This is a genomic window from Bradyrhizobium sp. 45, assembly GCF_023073155.1.
Taxonomy (GTDB): domain Bacteria; phylum Pseudomonadota; class Alphaproteobacteria; order Rhizobiales; family Xanthobacteraceae; genus Bradyrhizobium; species Bradyrhizobium canariense_D.
Map to the genome: position 1 here is coordinate 16,702 of NZ_JADPIX010000064.1, position 16,836 is coordinate 33,537.

Genomic DNA, 16,836 nt, shown 5'->3' on the forward strand with positions numbered 1-16,836 from the left:
GGATCATGATTTCAGAGGATCAGCTGAAGCGCGTCGCTGCCTGGTCGCGCGAGCTCACGCAAGCGGAGATCGAGGTCGCTCGTACGGGGATCACGGAGCGGTCCTACGGCACTGGCGAGACCGTCTTCATGCGCGGCGATACGTTCGACTATTGGGCCGGCATGGTCTTCGGCCTTGCCCGGATGGGAGGGGTCTCGCGCGACGGCAAGGAGACGAGTCTTGCCGGGCTGACGGCAGGGGCCTGGTTCGGCGAGGGCAGCGTGCTCAAGAACGAGCCGCGCCGCTATGACGTGGTCGCGCTGCGCAACAGCCGCGTCGCGCTGATGGAACGCAGCGCCTTCATGTGGCTGTTCGAGAACAGCGTCGGCTTCAACCGCTTCCTGGTACGCCAGCTCAACGAGCGGCTCGGCCAGTTCATCGGCATGCTCGAGGTCAACCGCACGTTGGATGCCACTGCGCGGCTTGCCCGCAGCATTGCTTCGCTGTTCAATCCGATCCTCTATCCGGAATCCACCGCGCATCTGGAGATCACCCAGGAAGAGATCGGCGCGCTTTCCGGCATGTCCCGCCAGAATGCCAACCGCGCGCTGAACCGGCTGGAGAAAGAGGGCTTGCTCCGGTTGGAGTATGGTGGCGTGACTATTCTGGATATCGAACGGCTAAGGGGGTACGGGGAGGAGTGAAGCCGCGTTCGCGGCCGCAACTGCGAGCGCCGCAACCCACCGCTTGCTCTTCCGGCACGACGAGCCCATCCTTGCCGAGATCCTGGGCCATCTGACCGGGTCCAGCAGGCTGCGCCATCGCGGCGCCCGCGGGGTCTCGACCCATGAACTGCTCCTGTTGCGGTTCCGAGGTTCAGAGCGGCTTTGTCTTCTGCCCGAAATGCGGCACGAAGCAGCCGAACGCCTGCCCCGGCTGCGGCTATGCGTGCGCACCGGATTTCGCGTACTGCCCGAAATGCGGCGCCCTCGTCAGTGAAGCCTCCAAGTCAGGCGGGCAGGCATCAATGCGGGCCAGCCGCGTGACAGTCCCGTCCAGGGCGTCCTCGCCACCGCTGGCGCCGACGGCCGAAGCTCAATACGGGTTTCGATCGCAGCCGGACAAGATCGACAGCGAAGCCAACCGCCGCACCATTACCGTGCTGTTTGCCGACCTTAGCGGCTTCACCACGATGAGCGAGCGACTCGATCCTGAAGTCATGCAGGCGCTTCAGAACGAATTGTTCGAGGAGCTAACGGCGGCCGTGCAAAGCTTTGGCGGCTTCGTGGACAAATTCATCGGCGACGCGCTGCTTGCGCTATTCGGAGCGCCGGCCGCGCACGAAGACGACCCCGAGCGGGCCGTCCGCGCCGCGCTCGACATGATCGGCCGAACGGCGCAACTCAGCGAACGTGCAAAGGCGTATGCTGGGTCACCGCTCCTGCTTCATGTCGGCATCAACACCGGGCACGTGGTTGCTGGCGGACTGGGTGTTGGAGTTGCCAAATCCTACTCGGTCACGGGCGATACGGTGAATACGGCTCAACGATTGCAGTCGATGGCTTCCACGGGCGAGGTGCTGGTCGGGCCGCTGACCTACCGTCTTACGCGGCATGCATTCTCATATGAATCGCTTGGCGAGGTGTCGCTGAAGGGCAAGATGGGCAGCGTCCTGGTCCATCGCTTGAACGGACCGCTCGACACGCCCCGTGCGGCACGCGGCCTCGATACGCTGGGCCTGAGTGCGCCGGTGATTGGGCGCGACGCCGAGCTCGGCCGTCTAGTCGACAATCTTGATCTCGCGTGTGGCGGCGCGGCGCAGCTGGTGCGGCTGGTCGGTGAAGCCGGCATCGGCAAAACGCGTCTGGTGGACGAATTCGTTGCCCACGCCCGCGATGAGGACCGTTTCGCCGGCGTGGCGATCCGGCGCGCTGTCTGCTCGCCGCTGGGCGAACAGTCCTATGGCACCCTTGCCGCTGTGCTGCGCAGCGCCTACGGCATCGCGCAGAAGACGACCGTGGCGGAGGCCCAGGCCAAGCTGGCGACGGCACTGTCGGAGCTCGGCCTTGCGGTCGAAGAGGCCGATCGCCTGATGCCCCTTTATTTCCACGTTCTCGGCCTCGGCGATCCGGACGCCGCGCTGCAGCACGTCGAGCCCGAGCAGCTTCGGCGGCAGATATTCTTTGCGATTCGTACCGTGTTCGAACGGCGCCTGGTCCTGTCGCCGCTCCTGATCATTGTCGAGGATCTGCACTGGGCCGATGCCGTATCGCTTGAAGCGCTGCGGTTCCTGATGGACCGGCTGGAGCGTACGCGGCTGATGCTGTTGTTTACGCATCGGCCTATGCTGGAACTGGATCAGTTCGGCTCGGGGCGGATCAGCCATACAACCCTTCGATTGCTTCCGCTTGGTGATGCAGACGGACAAAAGCTGCTCGCGGCCTACTTCAGCCACGGTTGGAGTGAACCGCCGGGAAATCTGTTCAGTCGAATCCTGGAGCGCGCGGGCGGCAATCCACTCTTCTTTGAGGAAATCATCCGCGGTCTCATCGAAGCTGGCGCCTTGGAGCGTGACGGCTCACGGTGGCGGATCAAGTCAGATGAAGCCGCCGCCGGTATACCGGCAAGCATTCAGGCCCTGTTACTGGCGCGCCTGGACCGGCTGCCGCATGAGGTGCGCCGCTTGGCCCAGGAGGCCGCGGTGATCGGCCCACGTTTTGATGCGGCTCTTCTCGGTGCGATGGCATCGCAGCGGACGAAGGTGGAAGCGGGACTCGAGCTTCTGTGCGATGCCGAGATTGTCGAGGAGGTCGCGGGCGCGAACTCGATCTCGCTGCGATCTTATCGCTTTACGCAAACCATGCTTCAGGACGTGATCTATCAAAACCTGCTCTTGCAGCGTCGGATCGAGCTCCATGGACGGATTGGTGCCGCGCTGGAGCGGCTCTATGGCAATGAGCCCGAGCGCCTCGAGGACCTCATACTGCTCGGACATCATTTCAGCCTGAGCGCGAGCAAGCCGAAAGGTGCGCGCTATCTGCGCGCGGCCGGCGATCGCGCCCGCGCGACCTACGCCAATGACGATGCCGTCCGCTTCTACCAACAGGCCCTCGCCGTGTTGCTGGCCGGCGGGGAACGGGAGCCCGAACGCCTGATCCTCTGCGAGCGGATCGCGGAGCTGTGTGCCGCGGCCGGCCGGAGGATCACGGCTGAGGAGCACTACCAGAGTGCGCTGGAAGGTCATCGCAATGGGGAGGACCGCATCGGCGAAGCGCGAATTCTCCGCAAGCTTGGCCGATTGTTGTGGGACGCCGGCAAGCGGATCAAGGCAGAGGCGCATTATGCCGAGGCGGCCGAACGGCTGGGAGGGACCGACGCGCCCATCGAGTGGGCGCATCTCCTGCAAGAGCGTGGCCGTCTTTCGTTTCGCACGGGCGACCACGTGGCCGCCGCGAGATGGGTGGACGAGGCGCTTGGCTACGCCCGAAGCGTACCGGCGGACGCCGACAGGCAAGTCGGATTCGAGGCGGCGCGCGCCATTGCAGAGGCGCTCAACACCAAGGGGGTGGCACTGGCGCGGCTTGGCCGACACCAGGAGGCGGTGCGCGAGGTGGAGCAAAGTGTCGCAGCAGCCGAGGCCGCCGGTCTCCTCAACGTGGCCTGCCGCGGTTACACCAATCTCGGTGTGCTCTACACGATTGTCGACCCTGCGAAAGCCGTGGAGGTTTGCCGGCGCGGACTCGATGTCGCGCGTCGGATCGGCGATCTCGGGTTCCAGGCGCGCCTTCTCGCCAATTTTGCCGTTGCCTGTTGCACCTTCACGGACAAATGTACTGAGGAGGGGGTGCCGGCCGCCGAAAAGGCGATCGAAATCGACCGCGCGCTTGATCAGCGCGAGCATCTCTCCGTGCCGTTGATCGTGCTCGGGCAAATCCATCAATGCCATTTCCGGCCCGATCTGGCTGCTCGTTGCTACAATGAGGCAATCGAGGTGGCGAGCGAAACCGGCGAGCCGCAGCAGCTGTTTCCATGCTATGATGGTCTTGCGACGCTGAACCTTGATCGAGGCGACATGCCCGAGGCCGAGCGATATTTCGCGCTGGCACAGGACGTCTGCACGCGGCACGGGCTTGATCCCGCAGGGCTGATCGTACTGCCGTTTCTTGACTAGATCATGTGAAGGAGTGCCATCATGTCTGAACGTCACGTCGAGGGACCACTTCAACCGGGCGATCGTGCACCGAACGTCGTGCTGGACGCGATCACACGCGACGGAAAGATCGCGCTCGAAGACTTTCGCGGACAAAGCCCGATATTGGTGGGCCTGTATCGGGGGCTGCATTGCCCGTTCTGCCGCCGCCATATCGCGGCACAGGCGCAACTTGATGCCGCCTTGCACGAGAAAGGCGTCGAAAGTCTCACGGTGGTCAACACGCCGATCGAGCGCGCGCGACTCTATTTCCGTTACCATCCGTTGCCCAACCTGCTCGCTGCGTCCGATCCCGAGCGGCTCTCGCACCGCGCGTTCGGCCTGCCCAATCTCGAGTTCACGGAGAACGAGACCGAGTGGCCGCACAAGGTCGGCATGAACGTGGTCATGAGCATGCAAGTCGACATGCCCGGCGAATTGCCCGGCCCGATGAACCGGCCCGCGGCCGCGGAGTACCTCAATAACAAGGACGGCTATGAGATAACGGAAGCCGATCAGCGCATGGCGGCAACCGGCCAGGGCCAGCTCTTCGGGCAGTTTCTGCTCGACCGCGAGGGGGTTGTGCGCTGGAGCTTTACCGAGGTGCCCGAAGGCGGCCATCGCATGTTTGCCGCGCCGAGCCCGCAGGAGCTGATGTCGGCCGCCTCGCAGATGGCAAGCTAGGCACCGCGTCAGGCGATCATTCCGCCACCTTCGGCCGCTTGTCCACCAATGCTGCCGCCATCGCCGAGATCAGCGGGCGCATGAAATAGTGGTCTTCCACCGGCGAGACGTCCGTGCGCAAACCATGCGCGGTGAGCTCGCCCGAGACCGCCGGTCCGACCGACGCGATCAGCGTCCGCTCGAGGCCCGCGCGCAGCTTCGCCTCGCTGCCGTGGGCTCTCGCAGCTTCGATCAGCCGTCGGACCTGGCCGAGATTGGTCAGCGCGATCGAATCGATCCGCCCTTGGGCCATGTCATCAATGGCGGCGACGATGTTGGCGTCCGCCGCCTTGGTGTCATAGGCATAAGGCAGCACGGTATCGACTTCGGCACCTTGCGCCGACAGCGCACCGGTCAGCGCGCTGTGATCCTTGTCGGGATAGAGCTGGAGGCCGAGGCGGTGCCCCTTCAAATCGAGCTTGCCGAGCATCTCGATCACGCCCTCGGTGGTCGGCTTTTCCGTGGTCTGCTGCGCCTCGAGCCCGACTTCGCGCAGTGCCTTGCCGGGCTTCGGGCCGCGGGTGAATTTTCGCGATCTGGCAAGCGCCGCCACGAGGGCCTGATCGAGCCCTCGTGCGACGGCGAGCTTCATGATCCGCCGCAGCCCTTCGCCGGTCATCAGCACGAGATCGTCGAAGGGTCTGTCGATGGCGCGCCGGATCCAGGCCTCGATCGGCGTGGGGTCCGGTGCATCCTGGATGGTGAACATGGGGCATTGCACGACCTCGGCGCCTTGCTCGGCCAGCAGCTTCGAAAACTGCGCCTCCTCGCGCGTTTCCAGGATCAGGATGCGGGTGCCGTTCAAGCGGTGGGCCATGAGCCTACTCCGGTCAGTCAAAGCAATCGTGCGTTCATCCTGACTCCACGGTCGGGATTGGCGCAAGGTAGGGGCGGTGATAGAGCAGGGCGCAAATCGCGGGTCGTTCCGCAGCCGCTGCCCAAACCTTCATCAAGGCCCATGCCAGATCATCAATATGTCCTGACCCTGTCCTGTCCGGATCGTCCCGGCATCGTCTCGGCGGTGTCGACCTTCCTGGCGAATTCCGGACAGAACATCCTCGACGCCCAACAATTCGACGACACCGAGACCAACAAGTTCTTCATGCGGGTGGTGTTCACCGCTGCCGATCTCGCCGTGGAGCTGTCGGCACTCCAGACCGGCTTTGCCGCGATCGCCGAGCGCTTCGGAATGGAATGGCAGATGCGCGATCGCGCTGCGCATCGCAAAGTGATGCTGCTGGTGTCGAAGTCCGATCACTGCCTGGTCGACATCCTCTATCGCTGGCGCACGGGCGAGCTGCCGATGACTTTGGCCGCAATCGTCTCCAATCATCCGCGCGAGGTCTATGACGGGCTCGATTTCGGCGGGGTTCCGTTCCACTATCTGCCTGTTACGAAAGAGACCAAGCGCGAGCAGGAAGCGCAGATCCTCGATCTCGTCGCCAGGACCGGGACGGATCTCGTCGTGCTCGCCCGCTATATGCAGATATTGTCCGACGATCTCTCGGCAAATCTGTCGGGACGCTGCATCAACATCCACCACTCGTTCCTGCCGGGTTTCAAGGGCGCAAAACCCTATCACCAGGCCCATGAGCGTGGCGTCAAGCTGATCGGCGCCACCGCGCATTACGTCACGCGCGACCTCGACGAGGGCCCGATCATCGACCAGGACGTCGAGCGCATCAGCCATCGCGACACGCCTGAGGATCTCGTCCGAAAGGGCCGCGACATCGAGCGCCGCGTGCTGGCGCGCGCGATCCGCTACCATCTCAACGACCGCGTCATCCTCAATGGACGCAAGACCGTGGTGTTCGTGGATTGATTTGCTACGCTCTCGCCGCAAGCGGCGAGGGGCGCGACTAGCGCACCGCGGTGCCGGACGCCGAGCCCGTTGCGCCCTTCTGCGCCTGCTCTTCCTTTTCGCGATCCGCTGCCGGCATCAGTCGCCTGCGCTCGCGCTCCTTCATGTAGGCATCGTATTGCGGCGTGCCCGCCCGCGGCGGGGCGTCCGCCGGCAAGCCGCCGGCCCATTGCGGGACGTAGTCGCCCATGCCGGAGGAGAGCTTTTCGTTGACGGTGCCGCAGCCGGACAGGCCCGCGGAGAGCGCGAGGAGGATCAGGAGGGAACCGAAGGATCTGGGCATTGTACCATTGTACGGAGGCGAGGTCAGTCGTGTTGGACGCCAGGTCAGGCTGTCGCCGGGAGAGTAGCCTTCAACAAGGTAAAATAGGCTTATTCGAGGTAGGTAATTCGATACCGGAGTATACCGACCCAAGCCTTGCCGATGTTCAAATTCTGCAAACAAAAGACGAAATCCTCCATCCACCCGGCTGGGACCGTTTCTAGACTGCGGCAAGGGTTCGCGACAAAGTGGCTTGATCAGCAAAGAGGCTTTTTCGTTGACAGGTCCATTTCATTTGTACAATCGTACAAATGAAAGCGAGCGCAATCCTGATGCGGCAGTACCCGGACGTGACCCGATATCGCTTCTGCCGTCCGCAATCGAAACGCTCGGCTTGCGCCGAATGGTCGCCAAACGTCCGATTGACAATAAGGGCGCGAAAGACGCCATGTTGCGCGCGGCATCACGCGTGCGTGAGCTAGACTTAAGGCAAGGATCGGGCACTCGGTCCGGCGCACAAGAGATCAGGAATGAAGGGGAGGGACATCTGATGTTCGAACGCAAAAAACTGTCTCAAAAGGCTGCTTGGGCCGCAGCAGCTGCCGCCATCGCAGGCCTTGTGGCCGTCGCCCCGGCCAAGGCCGAGGACAGCGTCAAGGTCGGCCTGATCCTGCCGATGACCGGCGGTCAGGCCTCGACCGGCAAGCAGATCGAGAACGCGATCAAGCTCTACATGCAGCAGAAGGGCGACACCGTCGCCGGCAAGAAAATCGAGATCATCCTCAAGGACGATGCTGCGATACCCGACAAGACCAAGACGGCCGCGCAAGAGCTGATTGTCAACGACAAGGTCCATTTCATCGCCGGCTTCGGCGTGACGCCGGCCGCGCTCGCGGCGGCGCCGCTGGCTACGCAAGCCAAGATTCCGGAAGTCGTGATGGCAGCCGGCACCTCCATCATCACCGAGCGCTCGCCCTATATCGTGCGCACCAGCTTCACGCTGGCGCAGTCCTCCACCATCATCGCCGACTGGGCGGTGAAAAACGGCATCAAGAAGGTGGCGACGCTGACCTCGGACTACGCGCCGGGTAATGACGCGCTCAACTTCTTCAAGCAGAACTTCACCGCCGGTGGCGGCGAGGTGGTCGAAGAGGTCAAAACGCCGCTTGCAAATCCTGATTTCGCACCGTTCCTCCAGCGTATGAAGGATGCCAAGCCTGACGCGATCTTCGTGTTCGTGCCGGCCGGCCAGGGCGGTAACTTCATGAAGCAGTATGCTGAACGCGGGCTCGACAAGGCCGGCATCAAGGTGATCGGACCGGGCGACGTGACCGACGACGATCTCCTCAACAACATGGGCGACGCCGTGCTGGGCACGGTCACCGCTCACCTCTATTCCGCGGCGCATCCCTCGCAGATGAACAGGGATTTCGTCGCGGCCTACAAGAAGGCCTACGGAAACCGGCCGGGCTTCATGGCGGTGAGTGGCTATGACGGCATTCACCTGATCTACGAAGCGCTGAAGAAGACCAATGGCGACACCGACGGCACCAAGCTGGTTGAAGCGATGAAGGGCCAGAAGTGGGAGAGCCCGCGCGGCCCGATCTCGATCGACCCCGAGACCCGCGACATCGTGCAGAACATCTACATCCGGAAGGTCGAGAAGGTCGACGGCGAGCTCTACAACGTCGAGTTCGCGACCTTCGAAGCCGTCAAGGATCTCGGCAAGACCAAGAAGTGACGCACGAAAGTGCGCCATCCCGGCGCGCGCATTAGCGCACATCGGGGATCTCGCCCTCCACTCTCGTCATGCCCGAGCTTGACCCCGGCATCCACGCGAGAACCGAACCAAGAACGGGGATGACCGGGACAAGCCCGGCCATGACGATAACACCAAGCTGAGACGATGACCTCAATCCTCACCAACCTGTTCGATGGCGTCGCCTACGGCATGCTGCTGTTCGTGCTGGCTTGCGGGCTCGCGGTTACGCTCGGCTTGATGAACTTCGTCAACCTCGCCCATGGCGCCTTCGCCATGGCCGGTGGCTATGTCTGCATGGTGCTGGTCAACCGGATGGGCTGGCCATTCTTCGCGGCATTGCCGCTTGCATTCGTCTCCTCCGCTGCGATCGGCATCGTGCTCGAGCGCACGTTGTACCGACACCTCTATGCGCGCAGCCATCTCGACCAGGTGCTGTTCACGATCGGCCTCACGTTCATGTCGGTCGCGGCCGTCGACTACATCCAGGGCTCGTCTCGGGTCTTCATCAACCTGCCGGCGGCGCTCCAGGGTCAGTTCGACCTGTTCGGCGTTGGCATCGGCCGCTACCGGCTGATGATCATCGTGATCTGCGGGTTGCTCACCATCGGTCTCCAAATGGTGCTGGCCAAGACGCGGTTCGGCAGCCGCCTGCGCGCCGCGGTCGACGATCCCCGCGCCGCGAGCGGCCTCGGCATCAACGTGCCGCAGGTGTTCGCCTTCACATTTGCTTTTGGCTGCGGCCTGGCCGGTCTCGGCGGCGCGCTGAGCGCCGAGATCCTCGGCCTCGACCCGTACTTTCCGCTGAAGTTCATGATCTACTTCCTGATCGTGGTCACCGTCGGCGGCTCGTCCTCCATCACCGGCCCGTTTCTGGCCTCGCTGCTGCTCGGCATCGGCGACGTTGCCGGCAAATATTACGTGCCGAAGATGGGACCTTTCGTGATCTACACCATGATGATCGTGATCCTGATCTGGCGCCCGAACGGTCTGTTCGGCCGCACGGCCGCGCGTTGAGTTCGCCGATGAGCGCCTCCTCCGACGTCGGCTATCACGCCCAGCGCCAGGCACGCTGGCACTATGGCGAGGCCGCTTTCTGGCTGATCGTGCTGGCCTGCGGCTTCGTATTTCCCTCGCGCTACTTGATCATGACGGATATCCTGCGGCTCGCGCTGTTTGCGATGTCGCTCGATCTGATCCTCGGCTACGCCGGCATCGTCTCGCTCGGCCATGCCGCCTTCTTCGGCGTCGGTGCTTACGCTGCGGGGCTTCTTGCGCTGCACGGGATCATCAACGAGCCCGTGCTTGCGCTTGTCGTCGCTGGCATTGTCGCGATGGTGCTCGGCTTCGCCACCAGTTTCCTGGTGATCCGCGGCGTCGACCTGACGCGGCTGATGGTGACGCTCGGCATCGCGTTGTTGCTTGAGGCGCTGGCCGAACGCTTCTCCAGCATCACCGGCGGCACCGACGGCCTGCAGGGTATCGAGATGCAGCCGATCTTCGGTGAGATTCCGTTCGACATGTTCGGCAAGACCGGCTTCTTCTATTCGCTCGCCGTTCTGTTCCTGTTGTTCCTGTTCGCCCGCCGGGTCGTGCATTCCCCGTTCGGGCTGTCATTGCGCGCGATCAAGAACAATCCGCTGCGCGCGGCCGCGATCGGCATCCCCGTCAACCGTCGGCTGATTGCGATCTACACGCTCGCGGCGTTCTATGCCGGCATCGCAGGCGCGCTGTTCACCCAGACTACCGCGATCGCCTCGCTCGATGTGTTCGCCTTCGAGCGCTCGGCGGACTTGATGCTTGTGCTCGTGATCGGCGGCACCGGCTATCTCTACGGCGGGCTGATTGGCGCGGTGCTGTTCCGCATGCTGCAGGAATTGTTCTCGACCATCACTCCGCAATACTGGCAGTTCTGGATCGGCCTCGTGCTGGTCGTGATCGTCCTGGTCGGCCGCCAGCGCCTGCATCGCTGGATGCTGTATGTGCCCAATCTGGTCATCAGGCAGATAGCGGGGCGCAAGGCCGTCGTCGCCGTGCCGGAGAGCGACGCATGACCATCGTGCTCGAAACCCAGAATCTCGAAAAGCAGTTCGGCGGTCTGCGCGTCACCCGCGACTTGTCACTAAAAATCGAACAAGGCGCCCGCCACGCGCTGATCGGCCCCAACGGCGCCGGCAAGACCACGGTGATCAACCAGCTCACCGGCGTGCTCAAGCCGAACTCGGGCCGCATCCTGCTCGAAGGCCAGGACGTCACGGATCTGCCCGTGCACAAGCGCGTGTTGCGCGGCCTCTCGCGCACCTTCCAGATCAACCAACTCTATCCCGACCTGACGCCGCTCGAGACCATCGGTCTCGCTGTCTCTGAGCGCCTCGGCCATGGCGGCGACTGGTGGCGGCGGATGGGCACGCGCAGCGACGTCAACAGCGAGATCGCCGACCTCCTGACGCGCTTCCACCTGCTCGACGTCATGAACGAACAGACGGTGACGCTGCCTTACGGCAAGCAGCGCCTGCTCGAGATCGCGGTCGCGATCGCCGCCAAGCCGCGCGTGCTGCTGCTGGACGAGCCCGCCGCCGGCGTGCCCGAGAGCGAGCGCCACGACATTCTCGCCGTCGTCGGCAGCCTGCCGCGCGACGTTACCGTGCTACTGATCGAGCACGACATGGACCTCGTGTTCTCCTTCGCCGACCGCATCTCTGTCCTGGTCTCCGGCGCGCTGCTCACCGAAGGCCCGCCCGAGCAGGTCGCGCGCGACCCGCAGGTCAAGGCGGTCTATCTCGGCGAGGAGGCGGTCAATGTCTGACCTGCTCGCGATCGACTCGCTTCGCGCCGGCTACGGCGAGGCCGTGGTGCTGCCGAACATGTCGCTGCGTCTCGCCGAAGGCCAGGTGCTGGCGCTGTTGGGGCGCAACGGTACCGGCAAGACCACGCTGATCAACTCGATCGTCGGCGTCACCCGTCGCTTCTCCGGAACTGTCAGGCTCGCCGGTACCGACGTCGCGACCTTGCGGCCCGACCAACGGGCGCGCTCCGGGATCGGCTGGGTGCCGCAGGAGCGCAACATCTTCCGCTCGCTCACGGTGGAGGAGAACATGTCCGCAGTGGCCCAGCCCGGTCCCTGGACCGTCGAAAGGGTCTACGAGATGTTCCCGCGGCTGAAGGAGCGGCGGAGCAATTTTGGCAACCAGCTCTCCGGCGGTGAGCAGCAGATGCTGGCAATCGGCCGCGCGCTGACCCTCAATCCCAAAGTGCTTCTCCTGGACGAGCCGACCGAGGGCCTTGCCCCCATCATCGTCGAGGAGCTCTTGAAGGCGATCGGGACCATCACGCGGGCGGGCGGCATCTGCTCGATCATCGTCGAGCAGAATGCCCAAAAGATTTTGGGGCTGGCCGACCGTGTTGTGATATTGGAGCGCGGAACGATCGTCCACGACGCCCCGAGCGCCGCGCTGAAGGCCGACCCGTCGGTCCTCGAGCGCCACCTCGGCGTTGCAGGGGCGGCGGCCCACTAAAAAATTCACGGGAGTTTAAGAATGCAGCGAACCAAAGCCCCCTTCCGCGCCGACGAGGTCGGCAGCCTCCTGCGTCCCGCCAAGATCAAGGAAGCCCGCGCCAGGCTGGAGAAGGGCGAGATCTCGGCTGACGATCTGCGCAAGATTGAGGACTTGGAGATCGAGAAGGTCGTGCATAAGCAGGCTTCGCTCGGCCTGAAGCTCGCAACCGACGGCGAATTCCGCCGCTCCTGGTGGCATTTCGACTTCCTGGCCAAGCTCACCGGCTGCGAAATGTTTCACCCCGACACAGGCATCCAGTTTGCGGGCGTCGAGACCCGGCACGACGCGGTGCGCGTGATTGGCAAGCTCGATTTTCCCGACGACCATCCTATGCTGGATCACTTCCGCTTCCTGAAGAAGGTCGCCGACCAGGCCCACGTCACCGCCAAGATGACGATCCCGTCGCCAGCGGTGCTGCATTTCCGCGGCGGCCGCAAGGCGATATCCAAGGACGTCTATCCCGATCTCGACACCTTCTACGAAGACCTGGGCAAGACCTACCGCAAGGCCGTGAAGGCGTTCTATGACGCCGGCTGCCGCTATCTTCAGTTCGACGACACCGTGTGGGCCTATCTCTGCTCGCCGGACGAATTGCAGAAGGCGCGCGAGCGGGGCGACAATCCCGAGGGTCTCCAGCAGATCTATGCGCGCGTCATCAACTACGCGCTGGCCGAGAAGCCTGCCGACATGGTGGTGACGACGCATGTCTGCCGCGGCAATTTCCGCTCGACCTGGATTTCGTCAGGCGGCTACGAGCCGGTTGCCGAGACCATGCTCGCCGGCACCAATTACGACGGCTATTTCCTCGAATACGACAGCGATCGTGCCGGTGGCTTCGAGCCGCTGCGCTTCCTGCCCAAGGGCAACAAGGTCGTCGTGGTCGGCGTCATCACCTCGAAATTCGGTGAGCTCGAGAACAAGGACGCGATCAAGCGCCGTCTCGAGGAAGCCGCCAAGTTCGCCCCGCTGGAGCAGCTCGCGCTCTCCCCGCAATGCGGCTTTGCCTCGACCGAGGAAGGCAACATCCTCTCGGAGGAGGAGCAGTGGGCCAAGCTCAGCCTCGCCGTGGACATCGCAAAGGAAGTGTGGGGCAATTGAGCTCTACGCAGCCTGTCGCGTGAGTGAGGGTTAACTGGCGCAACACCCCCGATGTCGTCCCGGCCTAGTGCGCAATTGCGCACTAGGCCGGGACGATACGGAGTATGAGGCACGACGCTTCGCACCCGTAGCAAACACGCCCCTCATTTCTCCGCCAGATAGACCTCTCCCAGCAGCGACGAGTTCGACCACGGCACCTGCTTGCTCTTCGTGGTCGAAACCACCTCCGCCCGCACACGTGTCAGCATCTGCTGCACCTCGAGACCGGGCGTGCCGATGTGGCGGGAGAGCGCGGCGGAGAACGGCGAGTTGGCGCCTTCGCCGTCGAGCGCGACCTGGCCCGGTGCAGTGGCGAAAGCGATCAGCGTGCCGGCGCCAAGCGTCGCGCCGGCGCCCCTGCTCGTTGGCGCTGCGAGGCCCTAGGCAGCTTCGATGGCGCGGTTGGTGCCGGCTGATGCGACCTGCTGTGCCATCGGATTATTGCGGCAGGCATCGAAGATCAAAATGTTGGTGCGGACCTGGTCGTCGAGGCCGGCCATGATCGTGTCCATGTCGATCATCGCGTCCGTCATCCTCGCGCCCGGCTTGAGTTCGACGTCGACGGGAATGAGATAGTTGCGACCGTCGACCTGCACGCCGTGGCCCGCATAGTAGACTAATACGACCTGCGCCCGCGCCGCCTCCCGCAAGAAGTCACGCGTCATCGTCTGCACGCCCCGCGGTCGAGATCGACGCCTTCTGATACCGTGAAGCCGATATCACGCAAGGCCCTGGCAACGGCGCGCGTGTCATTGGGCGGATTGGGCAGCGCCTTGACATGCGCATAGGCGCCGTTGCCGATGATCAGCGCCATGCGCGTGCCGCGCGCGGCCGGAGCAGGCGAGGGGGGCGGCGCGGCACCGGTCTGCTGGGGAGCCGGTCCCTTTGCCGGCTCGGTCGTCGATGACGGCGCATCGCGCGGGATCGGTGCGCTTGGGTCCGTGATCAGCGACAACCGCACCTTTGCGGTGGCTTGATTGGCCTTGCTGCCGGCATCGGACGCCGCGATCGCCAGCGTCGTCTTGTAGTCGTCGCTCGCGTGCGCGTAATCGGCTTTCGCCTCATAGGTCAGCGCGCGATGGGTGCAGCCCGAGATCAGCACGCTGTTCGGCGGCGTCATGATGTTGACGGGCGGCTTCTCTTTCGCGAGCCGAATCGCTTCGCTCCCGTCGGCAATCGCGCGATCGTAATCGCCTCTGACACGCCAGATCGCGATCCGGTTGATCAGCGGCTGCGGCAGCGTCGGGTCGAGCCGTATCGCCTGGTTGATGTCGGCCAGCGCGCCGTTGAGATCGCCAAGTGCCTCCTTCGCGATACCGCGGTTCTGGAACGAGAACGCCGATTTTGGATTGGCCTTGATCGACATGTCGTAGTCGGCGATCGCCTTGGCGTAATCGCCTTTGCCGCGCCAGGCATTGCCGCGGAGGATGGTGCCATCACGCGGGCCGAGCTTCAGCGCATCGTCGAAATCAGCGACCGCGATCTCGTAGTCGCCTTTGTCGTAATACGCTGAGCCGCGCAGGTTGTAGGCCGCTTGGCTCGGCTGGAGCCGGATCGCTTCCGTGGCGTCGGTGACGACCTTTGGGTATTCGCCCTTCTTGTTCCAGCCCACCGCGCGCCAGAAGTAGACCGTCGCGAGCTGCTCGCCTTTGAACACCTTCAGCGCGATGATCTTGCTGCAGGCGTCGATCATTTGTTCCGCCGGCGTGGTGTCGGTGGTGCAGAGCGGCCCAAGCTGGTTGCGCGCCTGCGCAAAAGCTGGCGCCGACCACAGGGTTGCGGCAAGCAGGCAGAGCGCGACGAGCAGGCGACGCATTGGCGGTGGTCCCGTAGAGGAGAGGCGTCTGTTTGTTGCCCGGCAGGGAAGGTGGTTCACGGCCTCCCAGTTGTGCACACGGCAAACAAGGGGGATCTATCCCTATTCCCTCAGTGGGCAGATTTTGCTAGGAGGCACTACCCAATCCTTCTGCCCACCGCGTCCCACTCTATGAAGAATGACGAGATCCTGAGCCAAATCACCGAGTTCTGCCGTAAGGCGGACATGGCGGAGTCGACGTTCGGCCGGCGCGCGGTGAACGATGGGAAGCTCGTGCACCGCTTGCGAGAGGGCAAGCGCATCACGATCGATACCCTGGACCGGATCCAGGCCTACATGGCCGCATCGATGGCCGGCGGCGTGCCGCCGCCGCGGGGGCTTCAGGTGCCCCCGGAAAAGCGCGATCCGCGCGGCAATTTCCGCTTTTTCGAGAACCGGCAGAAATACCTGCTGTTCGTCCACACTTGCAGTGAGAAGCGGGTGGTCGCCGAGCGTGTGGCGCTAGAGCTTGCCAGCATCCATCCCCGGCCCCCGGCGCTGCGCGTGTTCGATGCCGGCGTTGGCGACGGCACGGTACTGGCGCGCGTGCTGCGCTCGATGCACCAGCGCTTTCCGCACATGCCGTTCTATGTTGCCGGCAAGGAGCTCAGTCTCGAGGACCTCCGCCTGACGCTGGACAAGGTGCCGGATCGCATTTTCGAGCACCCGGCCTCGGTGTTCGTTTTTACCAACATGCTCTACGCGGAGGCGCCCTGGCTCACGCCGGCATCGCCCGCGGCCGCCGCCGCGACCGTTTGGCACGAGGTTCCCCTGCGGGGGGCTTCCTCCGGTGAGTTCGAGATGCAAATCGCGGAGTTGAAGCCGTTTTTGGAGCAGAACTGGCGGGCGGCGGTCAGCCCGCGCACGGGGATGCCGCTCTATGAGCGGCCTGTCGTGCTGGTGCTCTACCGTGAAGATCAGCGTTTTCTGCTCGATTCGACCATTCCCCGGCCGGGCCAGGCCGAGGCCAATTTCGACCTCGTTATTGCATCCCAGCCATACCGCGCGCTTTCCTCGGTCAATTTTCGGGCAAAACGGATCATTGCGCCCCTGGCCCGGGCCTTGCGGGCGGGCGGCCGCTTGATCGGTATTCACTCCCATGGCCAGGATCCAGGCATGGAGATGATCCAGGCGATCTGGCCCGGAGAAAATCCTTTCTCGGTGAGCCGTCATGAGCTATTGCGCGCGGTGAAGTACGAGCTCGGCTCGGTGGGCCGCGACTTAAATTTTAATGCTTACGCTGATAACCGCTCGATCTTCAGGTATGATATGGAAGCGCTGCCCAACGAGGTGACAGGCACTATCGGAACCTCGACAGCCTTTGCAGCCTGGAATGCGGCGGTGTATGTCGCTCAGATTGAGGACGACCGGTTGACGGAAATGACTCAAAACGGCCGCACTCTGGACGCCGCCAGGGACGTGCTGCGAAAGTACAATGGGCTCTGGTTTCTCGACGAATCCTACGTCATCTCGCGCCGGCGTGATTGACATCATTCAAAGCTAAATATCGCAAC

At 63.6% G+C, this 16,836-nt stretch carries 13 protein-coding genes and 1 pseudogene; 11 read left to right on the top strand and 3 right to left on the bottom strand.

Features of this window, described 5'->3' with window-relative positions; all coding sequences use genetic code 11:
* Positions 1-5: 5 nt before the first annotated feature.
* The 3 genes from IVB42_RS12165 (at position 6) to IVB42_RS12175 (ending at position 4,852) form a co-directional block, all read left to right on the top strand.
* Complete coding sequence (locus IVB42_RS12165; RefSeq protein ID WP_026233339.1) at positions 6-683, top strand: Crp/Fnr family transcriptional regulator; 678 nt, start codon at positions 6-8, stop codon at positions 681-683.
* A 143-nt stretch (positions 684-826) separates the two neighbouring features.
* Positions 827-4,150, top strand: coding sequence for an adenylate/guanylate cyclase domain-containing protein (locus IVB42_RS12170; RefSeq protein WP_247470244.1), 3,324 nt, complete (start codon positions 827-829; stop codon positions 4,148-4,150).
* Positions 4,151-4,171: 21 nt separating this feature from the next.
* Positions 4,172-4,852 carry a redoxin domain-containing protein gene (locus IVB42_RS12175; protein WP_085359998.1) on the top strand — a complete coding sequence of 227 codons (681 nt, stop codon included), beginning with the start codon at positions 4,172-4,174 and terminating at the stop codon, positions 4,850-4,852.
* A 16-nt stretch (positions 4,853-4,868) separates the two neighbouring features.
* Here the strand turns inward: IVB42_RS12175 and IVB42_RS12180 are convergent, their stop codons facing one another.
* A complete protein-coding gene (locus IVB42_RS12180) occupies positions 4,869-5,708 on the bottom strand; it encodes a uroporphyrinogen-III synthase (protein ID WP_247453184.1) in 840 nt (279 codons plus the stop codon).
* 141 nt (positions 5,709-5,849) lie between these two features.
* Here IVB42_RS12180 and purU point away from each other — a divergent pair, with 141 nt between their 5' ends.
* Positions 5,850-6,713 (top strand): formyltetrahydrofolate deformylase, encoded by an 864-nt coding sequence (purU, locus tag IVB42_RS12185; RefSeq protein ID WP_247453182.1) that lies wholly within the window; start codon positions 5,850-5,852, stop codon positions 6,711-6,713.
* A 37-nt stretch (positions 6,714-6,750) separates the two neighbouring features.
* Here purU and IVB42_RS12190 read toward each other — a convergent pair whose 3' ends face one another.
* A complete protein-coding gene (locus tag IVB42_RS12190) occupies positions 6,751-7,035 on the bottom strand; it encodes a hypothetical protein (protein ID WP_018457287.1) in 285 nt (94 codons plus the stop codon).
* 529 nt (positions 7,036-7,564) lie between these two features.
* On the opposite strand from IVB42_RS12190, the gene IVB42_RS12195 reads away from it, so the two are divergent.
* The 6 genes from IVB42_RS12195 (at position 7,565) to IVB42_RS12220 (ending at position 13,428) form a co-directional block, all read left to right on the top strand.
* Positions 7,565-8,755, top strand: a complete 1,191-nt coding sequence (locus IVB42_RS12195) for an ABC transporter substrate-binding protein (protein ID WP_247470247.1) — start codon at positions 7,565-7,567, stop codon at positions 8,753-8,755.
* A 165-nt stretch (positions 8,756-8,920) separates the two neighbouring features.
* A complete protein-coding gene (locus tag IVB42_RS12200; protein ID WP_007601971.1) occupies positions 8,921-9,790 on the top strand; it encodes a branched-chain amino acid ABC transporter permease in 870 nt (289 codons plus the stop codon).
* Positions 9,791-9,798: 8 nt separating this feature from the next.
* Positions 9,799-10,827: a branched-chain amino acid ABC transporter permease gene (locus IVB42_RS12205; protein ID WP_247338239.1), complete on the top strand. Its 1,029-nt coding sequence runs from the start codon at positions 9,799-9,801 to the stop codon at positions 10,825-10,827.
* Positions 10,824-11,579, top strand: coding sequence for an ABC transporter ATP-binding protein (locus IVB42_RS12210; protein WP_247470249.1), 756 nt, complete (start codon positions 10,824-10,826; stop codon positions 11,577-11,579). Before IVB42_RS12205 ends, IVB42_RS12210 begins: the two co-directional genes overlap by 4 nt.
* Complete coding sequence (locus IVB42_RS12215; RefSeq protein WP_247470250.1) at positions 11,572-12,288, top strand: ABC transporter ATP-binding protein; 717 nt, start codon at positions 11,572-11,574, stop codon at positions 12,286-12,288. Before IVB42_RS12210 ends, IVB42_RS12215 begins: the two co-directional genes overlap by 8 nt.
* A gap of 21 nt (positions 12,289-12,309) precedes the next feature.
* The gene (locus IVB42_RS12220; RefSeq protein WP_085384717.1) at positions 12,310-13,428 is read left to right on the top strand and encodes a cobalamin-independent methionine synthase II family protein; all 1,119 of its coding nucleotides are present in this window, start codon (positions 12,310-12,312) and stop codon (positions 13,426-13,428) included.
* 143 nt (positions 13,429-13,571) lie between these two features.
* Here IVB42_RS12220 and IVB42_RS12225 read toward each other — a convergent pair.
* Positions 13,572-15,283 (bottom strand): annotated as a pseudogene (locus IVB42_RS12225) (caspase family protein).
* A gap of 171 nt (positions 15,284-15,454) precedes the next feature.
* Between IVB42_RS12225 and IVB42_RS12230 the strand changes: the two are divergent.
* Positions 15,455-16,810: a hypothetical protein gene (locus IVB42_RS12230; RefSeq protein WP_247470252.1), complete on the top strand. Its 1,356-nt coding sequence runs from the start codon at positions 15,455-15,457 to the stop codon at positions 16,808-16,810.
* Positions 16,811-16,836: the final 26 nt, after the last annotated feature.

Excerpts from the sequence above, each read along its gene's own strand:
- IVB42_RS12165 (WP_026233339.1), top strand. The coding sequence starts at position 6 with ATGATTTCAGAGGATCAGCTGAAGCGCGTCGCTGCCTGGTCGCGCGAG.
- IVB42_RS12170 (WP_247470244.1), top strand. The coding sequence starts at position 827 with ATGAACTGCTCCTGTTGCGGTTCCGAGGTTCAGAGCGGCTTTGTCTTC.
- IVB42_RS12175 (WP_085359998.1), top strand. The coding sequence starts at position 4,172 with ATGTCTGAACGTCACGTCGAGGGACCACTTCAACCGGGCGATCGTGCA.
- IVB42_RS12180 (WP_247453184.1), bottom strand. The coding sequence starts at position 5,708 with ATGGCCCACCGCTTGAACGGCACCCGCATCCTGATCCTGGAAACGCGC.
- purU (WP_247453182.1), top strand. The coding sequence starts at position 5,850 with ATGCCAGATCATCAATATGTCCTGACCCTGTCCTGTCCGGATCGTCCC.
- IVB42_RS12190 (WP_018457287.1), bottom strand. The coding sequence starts at position 7,035 with ATGCCCAGATCCTTCGGTTCCCTCCTGATCCTCCTCGCGCTCTCCGCG.
- IVB42_RS12195 (WP_247470247.1), top strand. The coding sequence starts at position 7,565 with ATGTTCGAACGCAAAAAACTGTCTCAAAAGGCTGCTTGGGCCGCAGCA.
- IVB42_RS12200 (WP_007601971.1), top strand. The coding sequence starts at position 8,921 with ATGACCTCAATCCTCACCAACCTGTTCGATGGCGTCGCCTACGGCATG.
- IVB42_RS12205 (WP_247338239.1), top strand. The coding sequence starts at position 9,799 with ATGAGCGCCTCCTCCGACGTCGGCTATCACGCCCAGCGCCAGGCACGC.
- IVB42_RS12210 (WP_247470249.1), top strand. The coding sequence starts at position 10,824 with ATGACCATCGTGCTCGAAACCCAGAATCTCGAAAAGCAGTTCGGCGGT.
- IVB42_RS12215 (WP_247470250.1), top strand. The coding sequence starts at position 11,572 with ATGTCTGACCTGCTCGCGATCGACTCGCTTCGCGCCGGCTACGGCGAG.
- IVB42_RS12220 (WP_085384717.1), top strand. The coding sequence starts at position 12,310 with ATGCAGCGAACCAAAGCCCCCTTCCGCGCCGACGAGGTCGGCAGCCTC.
- IVB42_RS12230 (WP_247470252.1), top strand. The coding sequence starts at position 15,455 with ATGAAGAATGACGAGATCCTGAGCCAAATCACCGAGTTCTGCCGTAAG.